Source organism: Geodermatophilus sp. SYSU D00814, assembly GCF_054050055.1.
The window spans coordinates 147,013-168,377 of record NZ_JBJGYP010000001.1 but is presented as its reverse complement, the minus strand read 5'-3'; the positions used below and the strand labels follow the sequence as shown (position 1 = coordinate 168,377).

At 75.7% G+C, this 21,365-nt stretch carries 20 protein-coding genes, 2 tRNA genes, 1 pseudogene and 1 riboswitch; of the genes and pseudogenes, 13 read left to right on the top strand and 10 right to left on the bottom strand.

Annotated features, from left to right (window positions below; all coding sequences use genetic code 11):
- The first annotated feature begins 51 nt into the window (after positions 1-51).
- The 4 genes from ACI780_RS00820 (at position 52) to ACI780_RS00805 (ending at position 3,347) form a co-directional block, all read left to right on the top strand.
- A complete protein-coding gene (locus tag ACI780_RS00820) occupies positions 52-2,079 on the top strand; it encodes an ATP-dependent helicase (RefSeq protein ID WP_456871391.1) in 2,028 nt (675 codons plus the stop codon).
- Between the two features lie 192 nt (positions 2,080-2,271).
- A complete protein-coding gene (locus ACI780_RS00815) occupies positions 2,272-2,589 on the top strand; it encodes a hypothetical protein (RefSeq protein WP_456871390.1) in 318 nt (105 codons plus the stop codon).
- A gap of 247 nt (positions 2,590-2,836) precedes the next feature.
- Complete coding sequence (locus ACI780_RS00810) at positions 2,837-3,079, top strand: WhiB family transcriptional regulator (RefSeq protein WP_281252181.1); 243 nt, start codon at positions 2,837-2,839, stop codon at positions 3,077-3,079.
- A 103-nt stretch (positions 3,080-3,182) separates the two neighbouring features.
- On the top strand, positions 3,183-3,347 hold the full coding sequence (locus tag ACI780_RS00805; RefSeq protein WP_456871389.1) for a hypothetical protein: 165 nt from the start codon (positions 3,183-3,185) through the stop codon (positions 3,345-3,347).
- Positions 3,348-3,475: 128 nt separating this feature from the next.
- On the opposite strand, the gene ACI780_RS00800 is transcribed toward ACI780_RS00805, so the two are convergent.
- From ACI780_RS00800 to ACI780_RS00790, 3 genes are all read right to left on the bottom strand, one after another.
- Positions 3,476-4,798, bottom strand: a complete 1,323-nt coding sequence (locus ACI780_RS00800; protein ID WP_456871388.1) for an ABC1 kinase family protein — start codon at positions 4,796-4,798, stop codon at positions 3,476-3,478.
- Between the two features lie 53 nt (positions 4,799-4,851).
- Positions 4,852-5,916: a ThiF family adenylyltransferase gene (locus tag ACI780_RS00795; protein WP_456871387.1), complete on the bottom strand. Its 1,065-nt coding sequence runs from the start codon at positions 5,914-5,916 to the stop codon at positions 4,852-4,854.
- A 111-nt stretch (positions 5,917-6,027) separates the two neighbouring features.
- On the bottom strand, positions 6,028-6,180 hold the full coding sequence (locus ACI780_RS00790) for a DUF5679 domain-containing protein (protein WP_012950213.1): 153 nt from the start codon (positions 6,178-6,180) through the stop codon (positions 6,028-6,030).
- A gap of 369 nt (positions 6,181-6,549) precedes the next feature.
- On the opposite strand from ACI780_RS00790, the gene ACI780_RS00785 reads away from it, so the two are divergent.
- The gene (locus ACI780_RS00785) at positions 6,550-7,128 is read left to right on the top strand and encodes a M48 metallopeptidase family protein (protein WP_457000421.1); all 579 of its coding nucleotides are present in this window, start codon (positions 6,550-6,552) and stop codon (positions 7,126-7,128) included.
- 36 nt (positions 7,129-7,164) lie between these two features.
- Here ACI780_RS00785 and ACI780_RS00780 read toward each other — a convergent pair whose 3' ends face one another.
- Positions 7,165-8,556 carry a zinc-dependent metalloprotease gene (locus ACI780_RS00780; RefSeq protein WP_457000420.1) on the bottom strand — a complete coding sequence of 464 codons (1,392 nt, stop codon included), beginning with the start codon at positions 8,554-8,556 and terminating at the stop codon, positions 7,165-7,167.
- Positions 8,557-8,660: 104 nt separating this feature from the next.
- On the opposite strand from ACI780_RS00780, the gene ACI780_RS00775 reads away from it, so the two are divergent.
- The 3 genes from ACI780_RS00775 to ACI780_RS00765 all read left to right on the top strand — a co-directional run bounded on the left by ACI780_RS00775 (position 8,661) and on the right by ACI780_RS00765 (position 13,063).
- Complete coding sequence (locus ACI780_RS00775; protein ID WP_457000419.1) at positions 8,661-9,686, top strand: YlbL family protein; 1,026 nt, start codon at positions 8,661-8,663, stop codon at positions 9,684-9,686.
- A gap of 239 nt (positions 9,687-9,925) precedes the next feature.
- Positions 9,926-12,910 carry a UPF0182 family membrane protein gene (locus ACI780_RS00770; RefSeq protein WP_457000506.1) on the top strand — a complete coding sequence of 995 codons (2,985 nt, stop codon included), beginning with the start codon at positions 9,926-9,928 and terminating at the stop codon, positions 12,908-12,910.
- Between the two features lie 79 nt (positions 12,911-12,989).
- Positions 12,990-13,063 (top strand) — tRNA-Met (locus ACI780_RS00765).
- Positions 13,064-13,252: 189 nt separating this feature from the next.
- Here the strand turns inward: ACI780_RS00765 and ACI780_RS00760 are convergent.
- The 6 genes from ACI780_RS00760 to ACI780_RS00735 all read right to left on the bottom strand — a co-directional run bounded on the left by ACI780_RS00760 (position 13,253) and on the right by ACI780_RS00735 (position 18,234).
- Entirely contained in the window at positions 13,253-14,071 is an 819-nt protein-coding gene (locus ACI780_RS00760) for a MetQ/NlpA family ABC transporter substrate-binding protein (protein WP_457000418.1), read from the bottom strand.
- 65 nt (positions 14,072-14,136) lie between these two features.
- A complete protein-coding gene (locus ACI780_RS00755) occupies positions 14,137-14,796 on the bottom strand; it encodes a methionine ABC transporter permease (RefSeq protein ID WP_456871380.1) in 660 nt (219 codons plus the stop codon).
- Positions 14,793-15,836, bottom strand: coding sequence for a methionine ABC transporter ATP-binding protein (locus tag ACI780_RS00750; RefSeq protein WP_457000417.1), 1,044 nt, complete (start codon positions 15,834-15,836; stop codon positions 14,793-14,795). The genes ACI780_RS00755 and ACI780_RS00750 overlap by 4 nt, the downstream gene beginning before the upstream one ends.
- Before the next feature lie 314 nt (positions 15,837-16,150).
- Positions 16,151-16,228, bottom strand: coding sequence for a putative leader peptide (locus ACI780_RS00745; protein WP_457000505.1), 78 nt, complete (start codon positions 16,226-16,228; stop codon positions 16,151-16,153).
- A 4-nt stretch (positions 16,229-16,232) separates the two neighbouring features.
- Positions 16,233-16,328, bottom strand: a riboswitch (SAM riboswitch).
- 131 nt (positions 16,329-16,459) lie between these two features.
- Positions 16,460-17,119, bottom strand: a complete 660-nt coding sequence (locus ACI780_RS00740; RefSeq protein WP_457000416.1) for a response regulator — start codon at positions 17,117-17,119, stop codon at positions 16,460-16,462.
- On the bottom strand, positions 17,116-18,234 hold the full coding sequence (locus ACI780_RS00735) for a sensor histidine kinase (protein ID WP_456871378.1): 1,119 nt from the start codon (positions 18,232-18,234) through the stop codon (positions 17,116-17,118). The genes ACI780_RS00740 and ACI780_RS00735 overlap by 4 nt, the downstream gene beginning before the upstream one ends.
- A 268-nt stretch (positions 18,235-18,502) precedes the next feature.
- On the opposite strand from ACI780_RS00735, the gene ACI780_RS00730 reads away from it, so the two are divergent.
- The 5 genes and pseudogenes from ACI780_RS00730 to ACI780_RS00710 all read left to right on the top strand — a co-directional run bounded on the left by ACI780_RS00730 (position 18,503) and on the right by ACI780_RS00710 (position 21,364).
- Entirely contained in the window at positions 18,503-19,246 is a 744-nt protein-coding gene (locus tag ACI780_RS00730; RefSeq protein ID WP_457000415.1) for a hypothetical protein, read from the top strand.
- 70 nt (positions 19,247-19,316) lie between these two features.
- Positions 19,317-19,393 (top strand) — tRNA-Met (locus tag ACI780_RS00725).
- 82 nt (positions 19,394-19,475) lie between these two features.
- A pseudogene (locus ACI780_RS00720) lies at positions 19,476-19,769 on the top strand (GNAT family N-acetyltransferase); the annotation flags it as partial.
- 114 nt (positions 19,770-19,883) lie between these two features.
- Positions 19,884-21,179 carry a cytochrome P450 gene (locus tag ACI780_RS00715; RefSeq protein ID WP_457000414.1) on the top strand — a complete coding sequence of 432 codons (1,296 nt, stop codon included), beginning with the start codon at positions 19,884-19,886 and terminating at the stop codon, positions 21,177-21,179.
- Positions 21,179-21,364 (top strand): ferredoxin, encoded by a 186-nt coding sequence (locus ACI780_RS00710; RefSeq protein ID WP_456871375.1) that lies wholly within the window; start codon positions 21,179-21,181, stop codon positions 21,362-21,364. Before ACI780_RS00715 ends, ACI780_RS00710 begins: the two co-directional genes overlap by 1 nt.
- The last annotated feature ends 1 nt before the right edge of the window (position 21,365 follow it).

The window sequence follows — 21,365 nt, the reverse complement described above, 5'->3', positions numbered from 1 at the left end:
TGGGACACTCGGTGCCGACCGCCCGCCCCGTCCCCCGAGGAGACCTCCCGCATGCCGCGGACCGCCGACCTGCCCGGGTCCCCGGCCACCTCCGCCGGCGCCGAGGCGGTGCTGGCCGGCCTCGACGACGAGCAGCGCGAGGCGGCCTCGGCCGTCAGCGGCCCGGTCTGCATCCTCGCCGGTGCCGGCACGGGGAAGACCCGCACGATCACCCACCGCATCGCCTACGGCGTGCACGCCGGCGCGTTCGTCCCCGAGCAGGTGCTGGCGGTGACGTTCACCGCCCGCGCGGCGGGGGAGCTGCGGTCCCGGCTGGCCGGCCTCGGCGTCGGCGGGGTGCAGGCCCGCACCTTCCACGCCGCCGCCATGCGCCAGCTGCGGTACTTCGCCCCGCGCGTGCTCGGCGGTCCCATGCCGCCGCTGGTGGACAACAAGCTGCGCCTGGTCGCGTCGGCGGCCACCCGCGCCCGGCTGACCACCGACCGCACCAGCCTGCGCGACCTCGCCAGCGAGATCGAGTGGGCCAAGACCACCCTGGCCACCCCCGAGGACTACGCCAAGCGCGCGCAGGCCGCCGGCCGCGAGCCGCCGTTCGACGCCGCGACCGTCGCCCGGGTCTACGCCTCCTACGAGTCGGCCAAGCAGCGCGACGGCGTCCTCGACTTCGAGGACCTGCTGCTCGTCACCGCCTACGCCCTCGAGGAGCACCCCGACGTCGCCCGGCAGGTGCGCGGCCAGTACCGGCACTTCGTCGTCGACGAGTACCAGGACGTCAACCCGCTGCAGCAGCGGCTGCTCGACGCGTGGCTGGGCGGCCGGGCCGACGTGTGCGTCGTCGGCGACCCCAACCAGACCATCTACTCCTTCACCGGGGCCGACCCCGACTACCTCCTGGGGTTCGCCGACCGCTTCCCGGACGCCGCGGTGGTCAAGCTCGAGCGCGACTACCGCTCGACGCCGCAGGTGGTGGGGCTGGCGAACAAGCTGATCGGGCAGGCGCCGGAGCGGAGGAGCACCTTCCGGCTCAAGCTCCTCGGCCAGCGCGCCGAGGGCCCCGAGCCGCGCTTCCTCGAGCACCCCGACGAGCCCACCGAGGCCGCCGCCGTCGCGCAGGCCTGCCGGGCGATGATCGAGGCCGGGACGCCGGCGTCGGAGATCGCCGTGCTGTTCCGCATCAACGCGCAGTCGCAGGTGTACGAGTCCGCGCTGGCCGACGCCGGCGTGCCCTACGTGCTCAAGGGCGGCGAGCGGTTCTTCGAGCGGCCCGAGGTGCGCGAGGCCGTCGTCCTGCTGCGCGGCGCCGCGGCGGGCGGCAGCGAGCCGGGCGCCCTGGTGACCACCGTGCGCGACGTGCTGGCCTCCACCGGCTGGGTCGAGCACCGCCCGCCGCCCGGGGGAGCGGCGCGCGACCGCTGGCAGTCGCTGGCCGCCCTGGTCGACCTCGCCGTCGACCTCGTGGCCGAGGACCCGACCACCGACCTGCCGCGCTTCGTCGCCCACCTCGCCGAGCGGGCCGACGCCCAGCACGCGCCGACCGTCCAGGGCGTCACGCTCGCCTCGATGCACGCGGCCAAGGGCCTGGAGTGGGACGCGGTGTTCGTCGTCGGCCTGGTCGACGGCGTGCTGCCGATCGCGCAGTCGCTGTCGCGGCCCGACGCCGTGGAGGAGGAGCGGCGGCTGCTCTACGTCGCCGTCACCCGCGCCCGGGAGCAGTTGACGCTGTCGTGGTCGCTGGTCCGCAACCCCGGGGCCAAGCGGCCCCGCCCGCGCAGCCGCTTCCTCGACGGGCTCGTCCCCGGGTCCACGCCCACCGCTCCGGCGCCGCCGCGGAAGGCGAAGAAGGCGAAGGTCGTCCTCGACGGCGAGGCCGGTGAGCTCTTCGAGCGGCTGCGGGCCTGGCGCAGCTCCACCGCCCAGGCCGCCTCGGTGCCGGCCTACGTCGTGTTCACCGACGCCACGCTGCAGGCCATCGCGGAGGCCCGGCCCTCGAGCCTGCGCGAGCTCTCCGGGCTGCCCGGCATCGGCGCCCGCAAGCTCGACCTCTACGGCGAGGACGTGCTGGCCACCCTCAGCGGCTGAGCGGTCACGGATCGTCCCGACGGGTCGGTCCGCGGCGGACGCGCCCACCCGTCGGGCGACCCGCCCGTTAAATGCGTTGCGCCGCCCGCGCGACCTTCCCTACTGTCCTGACTGCGCCCGAGGGACCACCACGGGCGCGCCAGACCGAGCCCGGTGCGACAGCCGGCTCCGACCCCGGGAGGAGGGGTTCCGATGATCGACACGCGCTTCGCTCTCGCCCCCGCCGGGGTCTCCGCCTGGGGCGCCCTCGACGTGCGTCCGGCCGGCACCGGTGCGGTTCCGCCCACCCGTGACCGGTACGCGCTCGTCCGTGCCCTGGTGCCCTCCGAGCTGATCGGCGGCGCCTGCACGGCGCCCGACGCCCCGGTCCAGGGGACCGGTGTGCCCACCGTCGGCGGCACCGCCGCGCCGTTCGGCACCCGCGTCACCGGCACCGACGTCTTCGACACCCACATCTCCACGCAGCGCACCACCCTCGGGATCCACTCCCCGGGGAGACCGCAGAGCTAGCCGCTCGACCGGTCCTCCTCGAGGCCGCGGAACCCGAACCCGGGATCCGCGGCCTTCGTCTTTCTCCGCGGCACCCGGCCCCGACCACCCGGTCGGCGGGCCCCGCCGGCCGCGCAGACGACGAGTACGAGGAGGAGCGGCAGTGCTACAGACGATCGACCGCCCGACGTCCCACCGCCGAACCGGGCTCCCCCGGACCGGTGGCGCCCCGCCGAGGACGCCGCACACGCCCCTGGCCCCGGCCCCGGTGCGGCGACCGCTGCCGTGCCGCGGGACCGACGACCCGGACCTGTGGTTCGCCGAGAGCCCCGCGGCCCTCGAGCAGGCCAAGGTCCTGTGCGGCGACTGCCCGGTCCGCGACGCCTGCCTGGCCGGTGCGCTCGACCGCGGCGAGCCCTGGGGCGTCTGGGGCGGCGAGATCTTCGAGCGGGGTGTCGTCATCCCGCGCAAGCGACCGCGGGGTCGTCCCCGCAAGGTCGTCGCGGCGTGACGAAGGACCCCGTCCCCCTCACCCCTCGCAGGCTCGGGGTGAGCCTCGGGACGGGGCCGACAAGAACCGGAAGACGTTCCACCAGAGACCGTGAGGAACCGAGATGACCACGTACGAGTACGACCTCGCCGTCACGCGGCTGAGCGAGCTGCGTGCCGAGGCCGACGCCGCCGGGCGCACGCGCCGGCTGCGGGCGGCCCGCCGGTGGGCCCGTCGCGCGGAGTACGCCAGCCGGCGTGCCGCGCGGGCCAGCGCCGCGGTCCGCTGACGAAGGACCCCGCTGCCCCCCCACCACTCGCGAGCTCGTGGCGGGGCCCTGCAGCGGGGCCGACCGGCCGAGGCCGGGTCCCCGACGCTCCCGGTGCGTCGGGGACCCGGCCTCCTGTCCGTGGGCGCTCAGCCGACGAAGCCGGGCAGCCACTCCTCGAGCACGCTGCGGTAGTCGGCGGCGGCGTCGAGCTGGCACAGCACGCCGATCGACCCGACGGTCACGCGGTGGATGAGCAGGTAGGCCGGCGGGAGGTTGAGCTGGCGCCCCAGCCGGCTGGCCTCGCTGCGGGGGTCGGCCAGGCGGGCGGCCTGCTCCTGCATCCACCGGCGGGTGAAGCGGAAGTTGTGGCTGACGATCGGCTCGAGCATCGGCCGCAGGTAGTCGAGCACCCCGGCGGCGTCGACCGCCACGCCCGGCCGGACGAAGCCCTCGGTGCGCAGGTCGGCGAGCACGTCCTCGGCCCGGCCCTCCAGCGCCCACCGCACCAGCCGGCCGATCGGCTCGGGCAGCCCGTCGGGCAGCCGGGCGGTGGCGCCGAAGTCGATGACGCCGAGCCGGTCGCCCTCGACGAGCCGGAAGTTGCCCGGGTGCGGGTCGGCGTGCAGCAGGCGGGCCCGCGAGGGCGCGGAGAAGTGCAGCACCGCCATCAGGTGGCCGGCCCGGTCCCGCTGCTCGGCGGTGCCATCGGTGATCACCCGCGACAGCGGCAGGCCCTCGAGCCACTCGGACACGATCACCTTCGGCGCGCTGGCCACCACCCGCGGGACGACGATCTGGCCGTCACCGGCGTAGGCCGCCGCGAACTGCCGCTGCGCGTCGGCCTCCAGGCCGTAGTCGAGCTCCTCCATGACCCGAGCCCGCAGCTCGGCGATCAGCGGCTTGACGTCCAGCCCCGGGAACACCGCGGCGAACAGCCGGGCAAAGCGGGCCAGCTGGTTGAGGTCGGCCATGAGGGCGGTGGCCGCGCCCGGGTACTGGATCTTGACGGCGACGTCGCGGCCGTCACGCCACGTGGCGCGGTGCACCTGGCCGATGCTGGCGGCGGCGGCCGGCTGGTCGTCGAACTCGCGGAAGCGGGTGCGCCAGGTCCCGCCGAGCTGCTGGGCGAGCACCGCGTGCACGGTGCGCACCGGCATCGGCGGCGCCTCCTCCTGCAGCTTCACCAGCGCCTCGCGGTAGGGGGCGGCCACCTCGTCGGGCACGGCCGCCTCGAACACCGACAGCGTCTGGCCGAGTTTCATCGCCCCGCCCTTGAGCTGGCCGAGGACGGCGAACAGCTGCTCGGCGGTGCGCTGCTGCAGCTCCGCGTTGACCGCCTCGGACGACTGCCCCGACAGCCGCTTGCCGATGCCGAGCGTGGCGCGACCGGCGGCCCCCAGGGGGAGGGAGGCCAACCTCGCCGTGCGCGAGATCGAGCCCCGCGGGATCCCCCGTGCGTCGTCGCTCACCCGGCCATTGTCCCCTGAGGGACCGACGGGCCGCTGACGGACGGGAGCCGCCCTCACCCGGGAGAGCGGGCGGCCGCGCCCGTGCCGGTGCAGCCGCAGCCCGGGTGCCGCGGCCAGGGGCGCAGCCGCGGCGCCAGGTCCGGCGGGCGCAGCTCCACGACCGCCGAGAGCGCGGCCGGGCTGCCGCTGCCGTCGAGGTAGGCCAGCACCTGCTGGGCGGCGGCCAGCGCGGTGGCCCAGCAGGTGAGCGTCGACCCGCTCGGGGCGTCCGCGCCGCCGGTCAGTTGGGCGGCCAGCGCCGGCCACCGCGGGTCGGCGTCGCGGCGGTGCAGGTCGGCGCAGCGCAGGCAACTGGTGACCCCGGGGACCACCAGCGGCCCCACGACGCCGGTCTCGCCGCGCACCGTCGCCACGAGGTGGGCCACGCCGGTGTCGCGGAGGCCGGCGACCAGCGGGTCGGACGCCGACCACGGCCGGGACAGCACCACGAGGTCGGGGGAGACGCCCTGCGGCAGGGGACGCAGGTCGGTGAGCGGGCTGGCGCGGCGGACGGCGTCGGCGGCGGCCGGCCCGCGCGGGCGCCCCTCGTCCTCGGCGGTCAGCCCGCCCACGACCGCGTCGGCCGCACCGACCACGCCGTCGTCGTCCACGGTGACCCGGCCGACGCCGCTGGCGGCGAGCAGTGCCGCGAGCGGAACCCCCACCCGCGTGGCGCCGTGCACGACGACCGAGGCCGCCCGCCGGGCCCGCCAGCGGGAGGCTCCCCGCCCGTCACGGGCGGCCGGCAGCTCCGCGGCGGTGCGGGCGGTGGCGGCGGGGCCGGCGTCGGCGGCGAGCAGGTCGGCGGCGTCGAGGTCGAGGAGGGCACCGGCGCCGCGCAGCCCGTCGAGGAGGGCGCCGACCGGGCCCGGGTCCAGGCCCGCGGCGGCGGCGTCGGCGAGGACGGCCCGCTGGGTGCGGCGACCGTCGAGCCCGCGCAGCAGCGCGGTCACGGCGGCCACGTCCGCCCCGGCGAGCACCGCGCCGGTGGCGTCGACACCGCCGACCTGCAGGGTGTCGGGCGCGCGGCGGAGCAGCGGCGTGCCGGGCGGGAGCAGCGGGTGGGCGGGATCGGGCACCGGCGCAGGGTGTCAGCCGGCGGCGTCGGTGCGCTCCGGTCGTCCACAGCCCGGGAACGGCGACGGCGGCGCCCGCCGTGCGGACGCCGCCGTCGAGGCGGTGCGAGCGCCTTACGCCTTGCCGAGGATCCGGTTCATCTTGGTGCCGCAGACCGGGCAGGTGCCCTGGGCCATGCGGCGGCCGGACTCGCTGACCTTGACCTCGCCGTCGAAGTCCCGCTTCTCCTTGCACTTCACGCAGTAGCCGTTGTAGCTCTCCGCCACCGTGTCTCTCCCTCCGGCTGCTCGACCCCCGCTCCGGGCGCCGTCGCGGGGAACGCTACCCGGACCGCACGGTCCGCCCGCCGCGGCGGCCCGACCCGGTGGGGGAGCCCACCCACAGCCTGTGGACAGGGCTGTGGGCAGCGTGGGGACCCGGCGGCGTGTCCCTGTGCGCAAGCCGGGGACGACCCCCGAGGCGGATCGCCCGGACGGCGCCGTCGCGGGGCCGTCACCTGCGGTGATGCCGCGACACGGCTGTGGACGGACGCTCCGCCGCCGAGGGCGGCGGGCTGTCCACCGTCCGTGCGACTCGTACCCGAGTGGGTGGTGCCCCTGGGCGCGTCGACCCCGGCCGCTGGCTACGGTCCTGCTGTGCCCGGAACGACCCCCGACCCCTCGTCCGCGCCCGGGCCGGTCGAGGTCCGTCGCAGCGCCCGCCGCCGCCGGACGGTGACCGCCTACCGCGAGTCCGGGCGCACGGTCGTGCTCATCCCCGCGGCGTTCACGCCGGCCGAGGAGCGGCGCTGGGTGGCGCAGATGGTGGCCAAGCTGCAGACCCGCGAGGAGCGCCGGCGCCGGTCGATGGGCGGGGACGACGAGCTGATGGCCCGCGCCCGGACGCTGTCGCAGGCGCACCTCGACGGCGCCGCGCGGCCGACCAGCGTCCGGTGGGTCGACAACCAGCAGCGCCGCTGGGGCTCGTGCACGCCGGCCGACGGCAGCATCCGGCTGTCGAGCCGGCTGCGGTCGATGCCGGCCTACGTGGTCGACTACGTGCTGGTCCACGAGCTGGCGCACCTGCTCGAGGCAAGCCACGACGCCCGCTTCTGGGCGCTGGTGGCCCGCTATCCCCGGGCCGAGCGCGCCCGCGGCTTCCTCGAGGGCGTCGAGACCGCGCGCGCCGACGGCGCCGAGCCCGCGGACCCGGACGAGGGCGACCTCGTCGACTGACGGCGGACCCGCCCCCCGGCGCCTCCCGGGGCGCCGTCAGCGGGTGGGGGTCTCCCCGTCGCCGTCGGTGGCGTCGCCGTCGGTGCTGTCGTCGGTGTCCCCGCCGGCCGGCTCCCCGGCCTCGGCCGTGAGCCGCCGCAGCTCGTCGTCGGCGCCCTGGCGGGCGACGAAGTCCAGCGGCTCGTCGAGGTCGTCGGAGGTGGGCAGCAGGTCGGGGTGCGACCACAGCCGGTCGCGCTCGGCCGCGCCGTACCGCTGCTCCATCGCGCCCCAGACGGTGGCCGCGTCCCGCAGCCGGCGCGGCCGCAGCTGCAGGCCGACCAGGGTGGCGAAGGTCTGCTCGGCCGGGCCCCCGGAGGCGCGACGGCGGCGCATCGTCTCGGCCAGCGCCCCGTGCCCGGGCAGCCGCTCGCCGGCCGCGGCCGCGACGACGGCGTCGACCCAGCCCTCGACCAGCGCCAGCAGCGTCTCCAGCCGGCGCAGCGCCATCTGCTGCTCGGGGGTCTCCTCCGGCTCGAGCACCCCGCTGCCCAGGAGCTCCTGGATGGCCTCCGGGTTGGACGGGTCGAAGCCGCCGCCCATCGACCCCATGGCGTCGTTCAGGCCGCGCTCGATGGCCTCGCGGTCGATGGTGATGCCGCGGGCGTAGGCGTGGACGGCGTCGTGCAGCTGCTGGCGCAGCCACGGCACGTGCGCGAACAGCCGCAGCGAGGCCGCCTCGCGCAGCGCGAGGAACAGCCGCACCTCGTCGGCGGGCCGGTCGAGCCCCTCGGCGAACGCGGCGACGTTCTGCGGCACGAGCACGCCGGAGCCGGCCGGGGCCAGCGGCAGCCCCACCTCGGTGCCGGTGAGGACCTCGCCGGCCAGCCGGCCCATCGCCTGCCCGACCTGAGCGCCGAACATCAGCCCGCCCATCCGGCCCATGATCCCGGCCAGCGGGCCGGCCATCGCCATGGCCTCCTGCGGCAGGGCGCTGGTCATCGCCGCGACGACCTTCTCGGCCAGCGGGTCGATGAGCGCCGTCCAGGCGGGCAGCGTCTGCTCCACCCACTCCACCCGCGACCAGGCGACGGCGCGGTCGACGCCGGAGGGCAGGTCGGTCACCTGGTCCAGCCACAGGTCAGCCAGCCGCAGCGCCTCGGTGACGGCGGCCCGCTCGGCCTCCGACGTCGGCTGGGTGCCGGTGGCCAGGGTGCTGATCGCGCCCTGCCGGGCGAGGTCCCAGTTCACCGGGCCGCCCGACCAGGTCATGAGCTTCTGCAGCTCGGCGAACAGCGGCATCTTGCCCAGCAGCTCCTCGGGCGTGCCGGCGCCCGCGCCGCCGGCGCCGAAGAGGGCGCCGAGGCCGAAGGGGTCGTTCGAGCCGGGCTGGTCGCGTCGCTCGGGGTCGCGGTCGGGCAGCCCGAAGCCGAACGGCAGGTCGCTCATGGGTCCCACGGTAGACGCGTGATCACCCGGTCGCGGGCGGATCGGCACCCCGGCCGTCCGCTCTCGGCGGACGCTGCCAGCGCCACCACATACCCTGGCCCGTCGTGACCCGTCGGATCGCCGTCCTCGCCGTCGGTGTGGTGCTGCTGCTGGTCGCCGGCGTCCTCGGCGCGGCGCTGCCGGTGCCCTACGTGGCCCAGGTGCCCGGCCCCACCTTCAACACCCTCGGCGACATCGACGGCGACCCGGTCATCAGCGTCCGCGGCCGGGAGCGCAACGACGTCAGCGGCAACCTGAACCTGACCACCGTCGGCGTCGGCCGGGCCGGCCTGAGCCTGGTCGAGGCCGTCCGCGGCTGGTTCGACGACGAGGTCAGCATCGTCCCGGAGGAGTCGGTGTACCCGCCGGACAAGACCGAGGACGAGATCGAGCAGGCCAACCGGCAGGCGTTCCTCACCTCGGAGGAGTCGGCCGAGGCCGCGGCGCTGGGGGAGCTGGGCTACCCGGTCAAGGTCGTCGTCCGCGGGGTGAGCGGCGAGGACTCGCCCTCGGAGGGGCTGCTGGAGGAGGGCGACGCCCTCGAGTCGGTGGCCGGGCAGCCGACACCGGACTCCGCGACCCTCGTGTCCGTCCTCACCGGGATCCCGGCCGGCACCGAGGTGGAGGTCGCCTACACCCGCCTCGGACAGCCGGGCACCGCCACCGTGACGACGACGGGCGCGCCGGACCGGGAGGGCTCGGTGCTCGGCATCGCGGTGCGCGAGCAGCCCTCGGCGCCCTTCGACGTGGACATCGACGTCGCCGACGTCGGCGGCCCCTCGGCCGGCCTGATGCTGACCCTGGGCATCCTCGACCTGGTGGGCGACACCGACCTCACCGAGGGCGCGGTCGTCGCCGGCAGCGGCACGATCCAGGCCGACGGCACGGTCGGCCCCATCGGTGGCATCCAGCTGAAGATGGTCGCCGCCGAGGACATCGGCGCCGAGCTGTTCCTCGTGCCGGCCGACAACTGCGCCGACGCGCTCGGCTCGCCGGCCACCGGGCTGACCCTGGCCCGCGTCGGCGACCTCGACGACGCCCTCACCGCCCTCGAGGACCTCCGCGCCGGCCGCACGCCCGCGGGGTGCTGACCCTCCCGGACGACGGCCCCGACACGGACCCCCGTCCGTGGGGGAAGCTGTCGGGCAGCACCGGCCCCGCGGGAACCCGGTGCCGCGCCGGTCGTTGGTCGGGGCGGCACCTGCCTCACGACGGGCCCGTGCCGGCGTCGGCGACGACGTCCGTCCGACCGCACGCGGTCGCCCCACCGCGGCGTGGCACCCCCCGGGTGCGGCGCCGCACCTGCAACTGAAGGAGACCGCTCGTGGCCATGCGGCCCCCCGTGTCCGTGCCGACGTTGTCGCGGCGGGCGAAGGTCGTCATCGGGTCCATCGCCGTGCTGCTGGTGCTGTTCACGGCCATCGGCACCCTGACGAACGTCTACGTCGACTACCTCTGGTTCGACGAGACCGGGTACACCGAGGTGTTCTGGACCGAGCTCCAGACCCGCGCGCTGCTGTTCGCCGTGGCCGGCGTGGCCACCGGCGGGCTGACCGCGCTGGCGGTGTACCTCGCCTACCGCTTCCGGCCCGCGTTCCGGCCGATGTCGCTGGAGCAGCAGAACCTGGAGCGCTACCGGCAGTCGCTGGAGCCGCGCCGCACCCTGGTGCTCACCGCCGTCGCCGTCGTGGTCGGCCTGTTCGCCGGCTTCACCGCGCAGGGCAGCTGGGAGACCTGGCTGACCTTCCGCAACGCGGTGCCCTTCGGCCGGGTGGACCCGCAGTTCGGCCTGGACCTGTCGTTCTTCGTCTTCGAGTACCCCTTCTACCGGCTGCTGCTGGGCTTCGCCTTCGCGATCGTCATCCTGGCGCTGATCGGCTCGCTGCTCACCCACTACGTCTTCGGCGGCCTGCGGCTGCAGACGCCGGGGCAGAAGCTCACCGGCGCGGCGATGGTGCAGCTGTCGGTGCTGCTGGGCCTGTTCGTGGCGCTCAAGGCGGTGGCCTACTGGTTCGACCGCTACGACCTCGTCTACTCCGACCGCGGTGAGCTGTTCAGCGGCGCGAGCTACACCGACGTCAACGCGCTGCTGCCGGCCAAGACGATCCTGGTGTTCGCCGCGGCGTTCTGCGCCATCGCGTTCTTCGCCAACGTCGTCGTCCGCAACTTCCGGCTGCCGGCCGCCGCGCTGGTGCTGCTGCTGCTGTCGAGCCTGGTGATCGGCGTGGCCTACCCGGCGATCGTCCAGCAGTTCGTGGTGCGGCCCAGCGCCAACGAGCGCGAGGCCGACTACATCGAGCGGGCCATCGCCTCGACCCGCGACGCCTACGGGCTCTCCGACGTCGACTACGTCGACTTCGCGGAGGACAACACCGGCGACGAGGTCGACACCGACGCGGCGCTGGCCGAGCTGCGCGCCGACGACGCCACCATCCCCAACGCCCGGCTGCTCGACCCCAACGTGCTGGCCGGCACGTTCACCGCGCGCCAGCAGATCCGCAACGTGTACGGCTTCCCCGAGAAGCTCGACATCGACCGGTACACCATCGACGGCGAGACCCGCGACTACGTCGTCGCCGTCCGCGAGCTCGACAGCAACAGCCTCTCGGAGAACCAGGACACCTGGATCAACCGGCACACGGTCTACACGCACGGCAACGGCTTCGTCGCCGCGCCGGCCAACCAGGTCGTCACCGGGCAGGAGGGCGGCGAGCCGAACTTCACCAGTCGCGACCTGCCCACCGTCGGCGACATCGACGTCGACCAGGCGCGCGTCTACTACGGCGAGCTGATCGAGGACTACTCGGTCGTCGGCGCGCCGGAGGACGCGACCCCGCGCGAGTTCGACCGGCCCGAGGACGGCTCCGACGGCGAGGTCAACAACACCTACGACGGCGAGGGCGGCGTCGCGATCGGCAGCTTCTTCCGGCAGCTGACGTTCGCGATCTACTACCGCGAGCGCAACTTCCTGCTCTCCGGCGCGGTCAACGACGCCTCGAAGGTGCTCTACGTCCGCGACCCGCGCGAGCGGGTGGAGAAGGCCGCGCCGTTCCTCGAGGTCGACGGCGACCCTTACCCGGCGGTCATCGACGGGCGGGTCGTGTGGATCCTCGACGGCTACACGACGTCGGACGCCTACCCGTACTCCGAGCGGATGGAGCTCGGCGAGGCCGCGACCGACGCGCTCACCGGCACCGGCACGGCCGCGCTGCCCAACGAGCAGTTCAACTACATCCGCAACTCGGTCAAGGCCACCGTCGACGCCTACGACGGGACCGTGACGCTCTACGAGTGGGACGAGCAGGACCCGGTCCTCAAGGCCTACACCGCCGCCTTCCCGGGCGTCATCGAGCCGCGGGAGTCGATGAGCCAGGAGCTCGTCGAGCACGTGCGGTACCCCGAGGACCTGTTCAAGCTGCAGCGGGACATCCTCACCCGGTACCACGTGAGCAACCCGAGCGACTTCTACAGCCAGAACGACCGGTGGGCGGTCCCGGCCGACCCGACGCAGTCGCAGGAGGCGACGGCGGCCGACGAGGCGCAGCCGCCGTACTACATCCTCGCGGCGCGGCCCGACGAGCCGGGCGCGACGTTCCAGCTGACCAGCGCGCTCAACGCGTTCCGCCGGCAGAACCTCTCGGCGTTCATCTCCGCCTCCAGCGACCCGGACACCTACGGGCAGATCCAGGTGCTCCGGCTGCCCGGCAACACCCCGTTCCGCGGGCCGCAGCAGGTGCAGCAGTCGTTCAACACCAACGACGAGGTCGCGCGTGACCTGACGCTGTTCAACAGCGAGGACTCGCAGGCGGTGTTCGGCAACCTGCTCACCCTGCCGATCGGCGCGAACGGCCTGCTCTACGTGCAGCCGCTCTACGTCGAGGGCACCGGGGAGAACTCCTTCCCGCTGCTGCGCAAGGTGCTGGTCAACTACGGCGGGCGGGTCGGCTACGCCGACACCCTCTCCGACGCCCTGGACGAGGTCTTCGGCGCCGGTGCGGGTGACACCGCCACCGACTCCGGCGACGCCGGGACCACCCCGGACACCCAGGAGCCGGCGACCCCGACCGAGCCCACCGAGCCCACGACGCCGGTGGAGCCCACCACGCCGCCGGCCGACGGCGGCACGGCGACGACGCCGGAGCTCGACCAGGCGGTGCGCGACGTCGACGCGGCGCTGCAGCGTCTCGAGGACGCCCAGCGCAACGGCGACTTCGCCGCGCAGGGTCAGGCGCTGGCCGACCTGCAGGCGGCGGTGCAGGCCTACGAGGCCGCCCGGGCCGCGGCGGGCGGCGCACCGGCGACGCCGACGGGCTGAGCGCACGGCGGGGGCGCACCGGCCCGGTGCGCCCCCGCCTGCGGGCCCCCGACCCGAGGGGGTATGGTGGTCTCACCGACGCGGGGTGGAGCAGCTCGGTAGCTCGCTGGGCTCATAACCCAGAGGTCGCAGGTTCGAATCCTGCCCCCGCTACTCACGAGGGTCCGGAGATCGGCCCCTGACGGAGGAGGCCGGCGCGAACGCGCCGGCCTCCTCTGCGTTTCGGGCCGGTTCCCCAGCCGGTGGGCGGTCCCGCCCGGCCCCGGGCACGGCTGCGGGACGACGTCCGCGGTCGGCCGCGCCGGGGGCCGGCTCCCCGGCCGGCCCCCGGCTGCCGGGAGCTCAGAACGCGGGGATGACGGCGCCCTCGTAGGTGTCGTCGATGAACTGGCGCACCTCGTCGGAGTGGATGAGCTCCTCCAGCTCCTGGATCCGCTCGTCGTCCTCGTCGCCGGTGCGGACGACGACCAGGTTGGCGTTGGGGTTGTCCTCGGCCTCCTCCAGCGCGAGGGCGTCCTCGGCGGGGACCAGGTCGGCCTCGATGGCGTAGTTGCCGTTGATCACCGCGATGTCGACGTCCGCGAGGGACCGGGGCACCTGCGCGGCCTCGACCTCGGAGATCTGCAGGTCCCTGGGGTTGTCCTGGACGTCCAGGGACGTCGGGGCGGCGTCACCGGTGTCGGCCAGGGTGATCAGGTCGTTGGCCTCGAGCAGCCGCAGCGCGCGGGCGGCGTTGGTCGGGTCGTTCGGGATCGCCACGGTGGCGCCGTCGGGGAGCGCGGCGAGGTCGGTCAGCGACTGGGAGTAGATGCCCAGGGGCTCGATGTGCACCGGGTCCAGCGGGGTGAAGTCGTAGCCGCCGCTGGTCTCCTGCTCCTCCAGGTAGGGGATGGTCTGGAAGTAGTTGGCGTCCAGCGAGCCGTCGTCGAGGGCGACGTTGGGCTGCACGTAGTCGGTGAACTCGACGATCTCGAGGTCCAGCCCGGCGTCCTCGGCCAGGTTCTCGTCGATGAAGCGCAGGATCTCGGCGTGCGGGACCGGGGAGGCGCCGACCCGCAGCGGCTCGTCGGCCGCGGACAGCTCGGCGTCCCCACCGCCGCACCCGGTGAGCAGGGCGGTCGCGGCGGTCGCAGCCAGGAGCAGGGTGGAGCGGGAGCGCATGGTGGTGGTTCTCCTTCGGGGTGGTGCGGTGGGGGCCGGCGGCCGGACGGCCGCCGGCGAGGGGGTCAGACGTGGGCGAGGCTGCGGGCCCACCGGTCGCCGGCCCACTGCAGGCCCTGCACGACGACGAGCAGCAGGGCGACGGTGACCAGCGTGATGTCGGTGCGGAACTGCTGGTAGCCGAAGCGGATGGCGAAGTCGCCGAGCCCGCCGCCGCCGACGGCCCCGGCCATCGCGGAGTAGCTGATCAGCGCGACGACGGTGACGGTGACCCCGGCGACGAGCGAGGGGCGCGCCTCCGGCAGCAGCACGGTGCGGACCACGTCCCGACGGCGCGCGCCCATCGACAGCGCCGCCTCGACCTTCCCGGAGGCGACCTCCCGCAGGCTGGTCTCCACCAGGCGGGCGAGGAACGGGACGGCGCCGATGGTCAGCGGCACGATCGCGGCCGTCGAGCCGATCGTCGTCCCGACGATGCCCCGCGTCACCGGGGCGACCAGCACCAGCAGGATGATGAACGGCAGCGCGCGGCCCAGGTTGACGACCAGGCCGAGGGACCGGTTCAGCGCTCCCCGCGGGGCCAGCCCGCTCGGGGCGGTGACGGTGAGCAGGACGCCCAGGGGGACGCCGAGCAGCACCGTGAGCACTGCGGCGGCGCCGACCATGTACAGGGTCTCGCCGGTGGCCTCGAGCAGCTGCGGCCAGACCCGGCTCCAGTCGCTCATCGCCCCGCTCCGGCCGTGGCGGCCGCACCGGCGTGCAGTCGTTCGACGAGCACGCCGTCGGACCGCATCCGGTGCAGGGCGGCGTCGAGCCGGTCCATGCCCTCGGTGCCGCCGTCCCCGGTGACGCGCAGCAGCAGCCGGCCGTAGCGCCCTCCGGCGACCGTCTCGACCGAGCCGCCGGCCACCTCCACCGCCAGCCCCAGCTCCCCGACGAGGGCCTGCAGCACGGCGGTCTCCGGCGTGCGGTCGGTGACGGTCACCCGCACGAGGGCTCCGCCGTGCCCGGCGCCGGCGTCGGCGACCGGGGCGGGCAGCAGGGCCTCGCCCAGCGGGGAGTGCTCGCGGGTCAGGACGTCGGTCAGCCGGCCGCCGTCGACGACGCGTCCCCGGTCGAGCAGGACGGCGCTGTCGCAGACGGCCTTGACCACGGCCATCTCGTGGGTGATCAACAGCACGGTCAGGCCCAGCTCGGCGCGCACCCGCCGCAGGAGCTCCAGCACGCTGCTCGTGCTCGCCTGGTCCAGGGCGGAGGTGGCCTCGTCGCACAGCAGGACCCGGGGACGGCCCGCGAGCGCCCGGGCGATGGCCACGCGCTGCTTCTGCCCGCCGGACAGCTGCGCCGGGCGGGCACCGGCGCGCTCCCCGAGCCCGACCAGGTCCAGCAGCTCGGTGGCGCGCCGGCGGCGTTCGGCCCGGCCGACGCCGGCGAGCTCGAGGGGGTGCTCCACGTTGCCTGCGGCCGTGCGGGAGTCCAGGAGCTCGAAGTGCTGGAACACCATGCCGATGGAGCGGCGGGCCTCGCGGACCCGGTCGTCCGGGAGGTCGGTGAGCACCCGCCCGTCCACGCTCACCGATCCCGCCGTCGGGCGCTCGAGCAGGTTCACCAGGCGCACCAGCGTGCTCTTGCCCGAGCCGCTCGGGCCGACGACGCCGGCGAACTCACCGGCCGCCACGCGCAGGCTCACCCCGTCGACGGCGACGACCTCGCCCATCCGTCCCCGGGCAGGGAACACCTTGCGGACGTCGTTCAGTTCGATCACAGGCTGGGTCCTCGGGACGGGTGCGGGGGAGGGGCGCCGGGGCTCGGCGCAGGCGTCCGGTCGCGACGGCCGGACACCGCAGGGGTCGGTGCGGGAGGCAGGACGGGGCGGCCGCGCGGCCGGGATCCCTGCGGATCGGGGCCGGCCCGCACGGCGGTCCCGGGCGCGGTCGACGACACCGGGGAACGGCCCCGCGCGCGGGAGAGCCGGGTCACCGCCGGGTCGGGGTGCTCCCGGCGTCGCGGGAGGCCGCCGAGGCGGCACGTGCCGCGCCGGGGTCGTGCCCCTCAGCTAGCGGGAGCGGACTCGCGGCGTCAGCGCCGACACAGGGCGGTGGCGGTCCGGCACAGGTCCACGTGCCGGCGAGCCCAGGTGAGCTCGGCGTGGGTCATCGGTCCTCCATCGATCCTGGCGGTGGCACCCTCGTCCGCACGGGGCGGGGGGTTGCTGCGACGTCGTCGAGCCAGGTCTCTCGGCCGCTCTGGATGGTCGGGGGCGATCCTACCGAGCCGGTCGGGATGGTGACGGAACGGGGTGCAGACCCCGCCCGGGTCTCCGTCAGCCGGCGGCGGTCCCTCCAGGGATCCGGGGTGGCGGAGGAGAGCCGCGCGCGCGGTCCCGGCTCAGTCGGTCCCCGGGCCGACGAAGCCGGTCCGGTAGGCCCACACCACCGCCTGCGTGCGGTCGCGCACGCCGAGCTTGCCGAGGACGGCCTTGACGTGGGTCTTCACCGTCTCGGGCGAGAGCCACACCCGGGCGGCGATCTCGGCGTTGGACAGCCCCTCGGCCATCGCGCGCAGCACCTCCACCTCGCGCTCGGTGAGCGCGGCAGCCACGCGCAGCCGCTCGGGGTCGGCGGGCCGGCGGGCGGCGTGCACGGCGAGCAGCCGGCGGGTCACCGCCGGGGCGACGAGCGCGTCCCCGGCGTACACCGTGCGGATGCCGTCGACGAGCTGCTCCGGGGTGGCGCGCTTGAGCAGGAAGCCGTCCGCCCCGGCGTCGAGCGCGTCGTCGACGACCTCGTCGAGGTCGAAGGTGGTGAGCACGAGGACCCGCGGGCGTCGCGGCCAGGACACGATCTCCCGGGTGGCGGCGACGCCGTCGACCCGGGGCATCCGGACGTCCATGAGCACCACGTCGGGCCGCAGCGCCCGGGCGCGGTCGACCGCCTCCCGGCCGTCGGCCGCCTCCCCGACGACGGTCAGGTCGTCCTCGGCGTCGAGGAGCGCGCGCAGGCCGCTGCGCACCAGCCGGTCGTCGTCGGCCAGCAGCACGCGGATCACGCCGGCACCCCCGTCCCGGCCGGCAGCACCGCGTGCACGCGGAACCCGCCCTCCACCGGGCCGGCCTCCAGCTCGCCGCCCTCGAGCCGGGCCCGCTCGCGCATGTTGACCAGCCCGCGTCCCGGGACCGGGTCGGGCAGGTCGCGCCCCTCGTTGGTGACGTCGAGCAGCACCCGGTCGGCCACCCGCGAGACCTCCACCCGGATCGGGCCGGAGGGGGTGTGCCGGACGGCGTTGGTCAGGGCCTCCTGCACGATCCGGTACAGCGCCCGCGCGGCGCCCGCGGACAGCGGCCCGCCGTCGGTGTGCAGCTCGACCGGGCGGCCGGTCGCCCGGATCCGGTCGGCGAGCTCCTCCAGGTCGGCCACGGTCGGGGCGAACGGTCCCGCCCCCGCCCGGCGCTCCAGCGGCTGCAGCACGCGCAGCAGCCGGTCGAGCTCGTCGAGCGCGGAGCGCCCGGCGGACTCGACGGACCCCAGCGCCTCGCGGGCGAAGGCCGGGTTGTCGTCGAACACCCGCCGTCCCACCCCGGCCTGCATGACCATGACGTTCACCGTGTGCCCGAGGGAGTCGTGCAGCTCGCGGGCCAGCCGCCCGCGCTCCTGCAGCAGCAGCCGCTCGGCCGCGAGCGCCTGCGCCCGGCTCTCCGCCGCCTCCCGGGCGCCGGCGGCCGCCGCCAGGGCGCGCCGCCGGCTGAGCTCGCCGGCGACCACGGCGACCAGCGAGGTCATCCCGATGTCGGGCAGGGCGGCGAGGGAGTCGACGCGGTCCAGGGTCACGTACCCGGCGGCGCCCAGGACGGCGACCGCGCCGGCCGCCAGGCGCAGCCGCCGCCCGCCGACGGCGAAGCAGGTGAACAGCGCGATCCAGGCCGGCCAGGGCAGGTAGCCGATGGCGTACCCGGCCGCCGCGTTGACCACCACGACCGTGTCGGCGGCGACGAGCGACGCAAGCGGCGCGGCCTGCCGCCACAGCAGGGTCAGCGGCCCGGCCGCGGCCAGCGCGACGGCCGCGGCGTCCACCGGCCGGTAGGGCGGGCCCGCCGGCACCGCGAGGGTGACGGTGACCGTGGCGAGGACCAGGACGCCGGCGAGCGCCGCGTCCGTGCGGCTCACGGCGCCGGTCCCGGGCGCGGGGGAGGTGGACGGCGACACCTCCCATCGTCCCGCCGGCGGGCGGCCCGGGGGAGACCCGCGCGGGCCGTCCGGCTCCCTCGCGCGAGGGAGCCGCGGTCCCCCACCGGGGCGCCCGCCGCGCGCCGCGGACCACTCCCGCGGGACCGCACGGGACCCGCGCGGGGCTCGTGGCGGGCAGCGCGGCGGCGCCACGCTCGGGCACCGCGGCGCCGCGGGAGCGCGACGCCCTTCCTCCTGGAGGTGCCCCGTGACCGACGTCCGACAGCCCACGTGGACCCCACCCGGCCGGGCCAGCCGTGCCGGACGGGCGGCCGCGCTCGTCCTCGGCGTGCTGCTCCTGCTGCCCGGCCTGGCCCTGGGGGCCGCGGGGGGAGTGCTGCTGTGGGCCGACGCGCACCGCTCCGGCGGCTTCGTCACCAGCCCCGAGGAGCGCTTCACGTCGCCCGGTGCCGCCCTGGTCAGCGACCGGATCGACCTGCGGGCCGGCCCCGACTGGCTGCCGGTCGGCTCGGCCCTGGGCACCGCCCGGCTCGAGGTCACCCCGGAGACGGCCGAGGAGGTCTTCGTCGGGATCGCGCCGGCCGCGGACGCGCGGGCCTACCTCGACGGCGTCCGGCGGACCGCCGTCGACGGGCTCGGCTTCGACGGCCCGGCCGACGCCGAGGACGAGATCCCCGGCGGCCCGCCGCCCGGGCCGCCCGGGGACCAGGACTTCTGGACCGTGCAGGTCTCCGGCACCGGACCGCAGCAGCTGACCTGGGACCCCGCCGACGGCGACTGGGTGTTCGTGGTGATGGACGCCGACGGCTCCCCCGGGGTCGACGTGCGCGCCCGGATCGGCGCCGAGCTGCCCGCGCTCACCGGCATCGGGTGGGCCGTCGTCGCCGCCGGCCTGGTCGTGAGCCTGCTGGCCGTGCTGCTCCTGCGCCCGGCGCTCGTCCGCCCGGTCGAGGACTGGCCGGCCGCGCGCCCGCGCCCCGTCGGCGACTGAGCGGTCCGGCGGGCCCCTCACCGGGGGCCCGCCGGCACCCGCGCGGGGACGTGTACAGTGGGGTCACCGACGCGGGGTGGAGCAGCTCGGTAGCTCGCTGGGCTCATAACCCAGAGGTCACAGGTTCGAATCCTGTCCCCGCTACCACCGCACGAGGGCCCCGGAGCACACGCTCCGGGGCGCTCGTCGTCTCCGCGGCCGGAACAGGGCGCCGCCGCGGACGGTTGGCCCGCACATGGAGCCCACCGTGCACGACGCCCCCGACGCCGAGCGCTACGAGATCCGCGACGGCGACCGCCTGCTGGGCCTGGCCGCCTACCGGCGCCGCGGCGACGAGGTGGTGTTCACCCACACCGAGGTCGACCCGCACGCCGAGGGCTCGGGGCTGGGCGGCACGCTGGTCCGCGGCGCCCTCGACGACGTCCGGTCCCGGGGGCTGCGCGCGGTGCCGCACTGCTCCTTCGTCCGCGGCTGGATCGACCGCCACCCCGAGTACCGGGACCTCGTCGCGCACGACTCCTGACCGGCGGACGGCGTCGGAGGGTGACCCGCCCGACGCGCCCGGATGTGTTGCCTGCCACAGGGGCGTCTCTCTAGCGTGCGGTCAACGGTGACCGTTTCGACGAGGGAGTCGTCCGTGACCATCTCAGCCGTGCCCCCGGCCGAGCCCGCCGACGTCGACATGGGCACCGTCGACCTGTCCGACCGGGACTGGTGGACGACGCCGCCGGGCTACCGGCACGCGGCCTTCGACCGGCTGCGCCAGGAGCGCCCGTTCGCCTTCTTCGCCGAGCCCGAGATCCCCGGCATCCCGGCCGGCCCGGGGTACCACGCGGTCACCCGCTACGCCGACCTCGAGGCGATCAGCTCGCAGCCGGCGCTGTTCTGCTCCGGCCGGGGCGCGGTGTCCATGCAGGACATGCCCTCCGAGCTCAACGAGTTCTACGGCTCGCTGATCAGCATGGACGACCCCCGGCACGCCAAGATCCGCCGGATCGTCTCGAAGACGTTCACCCCGCGGATGCTCGAGCGGACGCTGGACTCCGTGCGCGCCGTCGTCGACGACGTGCTGGCCCGCGCCCGGGCGACGGCGGCGGCGGACGGCGGGGCGATCGACGTCGTCGCCGACATCGCCGCGCCGATCCCGCTGCGGGTCATCTGCGACATGATGGGCGTCCCGGAGGAGGACCGGCCCGCGGTGCTGGCGCACTCCAACGTCATCCTCTCCGGCGGCGACCCGGAGCTCATCGAGAACGACGACCCGCTGACCGCCTTCCTCACCGCCGGCATGGAGCTGGCCGCGCTCATGGAGCGGCTGGCCGGCGAGCGGGTGACGCAGCCGCGCGAGGACCTGACCACCGCCCTGGTCACCACCGAGGTCGACGGCGAGAAGCTGTCGCACCAGGAGATCGCGTCGTTCTTCATCCTGCTGCTGGTGGCGGGCAACGAGACCACCCGCAACGCCATCTCCCAGGGCCTGCTCGCGCTGTCGGAGCACCCCGACCAGTGGGCGCGGTGGGCGGCCGACCCCGCGCTGGACCGCACCGGCGTCGAGGAGGTGGTCCGCTGGGTCAGCCCGGTCACCTGGATGCGGCGCACCGCCACCCAGGACGGCGAGATCGGTGGGCACCGCTTCACCGCGGGGGAGAAGTTCCTGCTGTTCTACGCCGCGGCCAACCGCGACCCCGAGGTCTTCGCCGACCCGCAGCGCTTCGACGTCGGCCGCGACCCCAACCCGCACGTCGGCTTCGGGTCCAAGGGGCCGCACTTCTGCCTGGGCGCGCACCTGGCCCGCCGCGAGCTGCAGGTGACCTTCCGCGCGGTGTTCGACCAGCTGCCCGACCTCGAGGTCACCGGCCCGCCGGACCGGCTGGCGTCGTCGTTCGTCAACGGCCTCAAGCGGCTGCCGGCGCGGCTGGGCGGGGAGCGCTGATGCGGGTCACCGCCGACCGGGAGGTGTGCGTGGGCTCGGGACAGTGCGAGCTGCTGGCCCCCGACGTGTTCGAGGTCGACGACGACGGCGCCGTCCGGGTGCTGCAGGAGCACCCCGACGACGCCGCCGCGGCCCGCGACGCGGTGTCCCAGTGCCCGACCGGGGCCCTCGCGCTGGTCGAGTAGC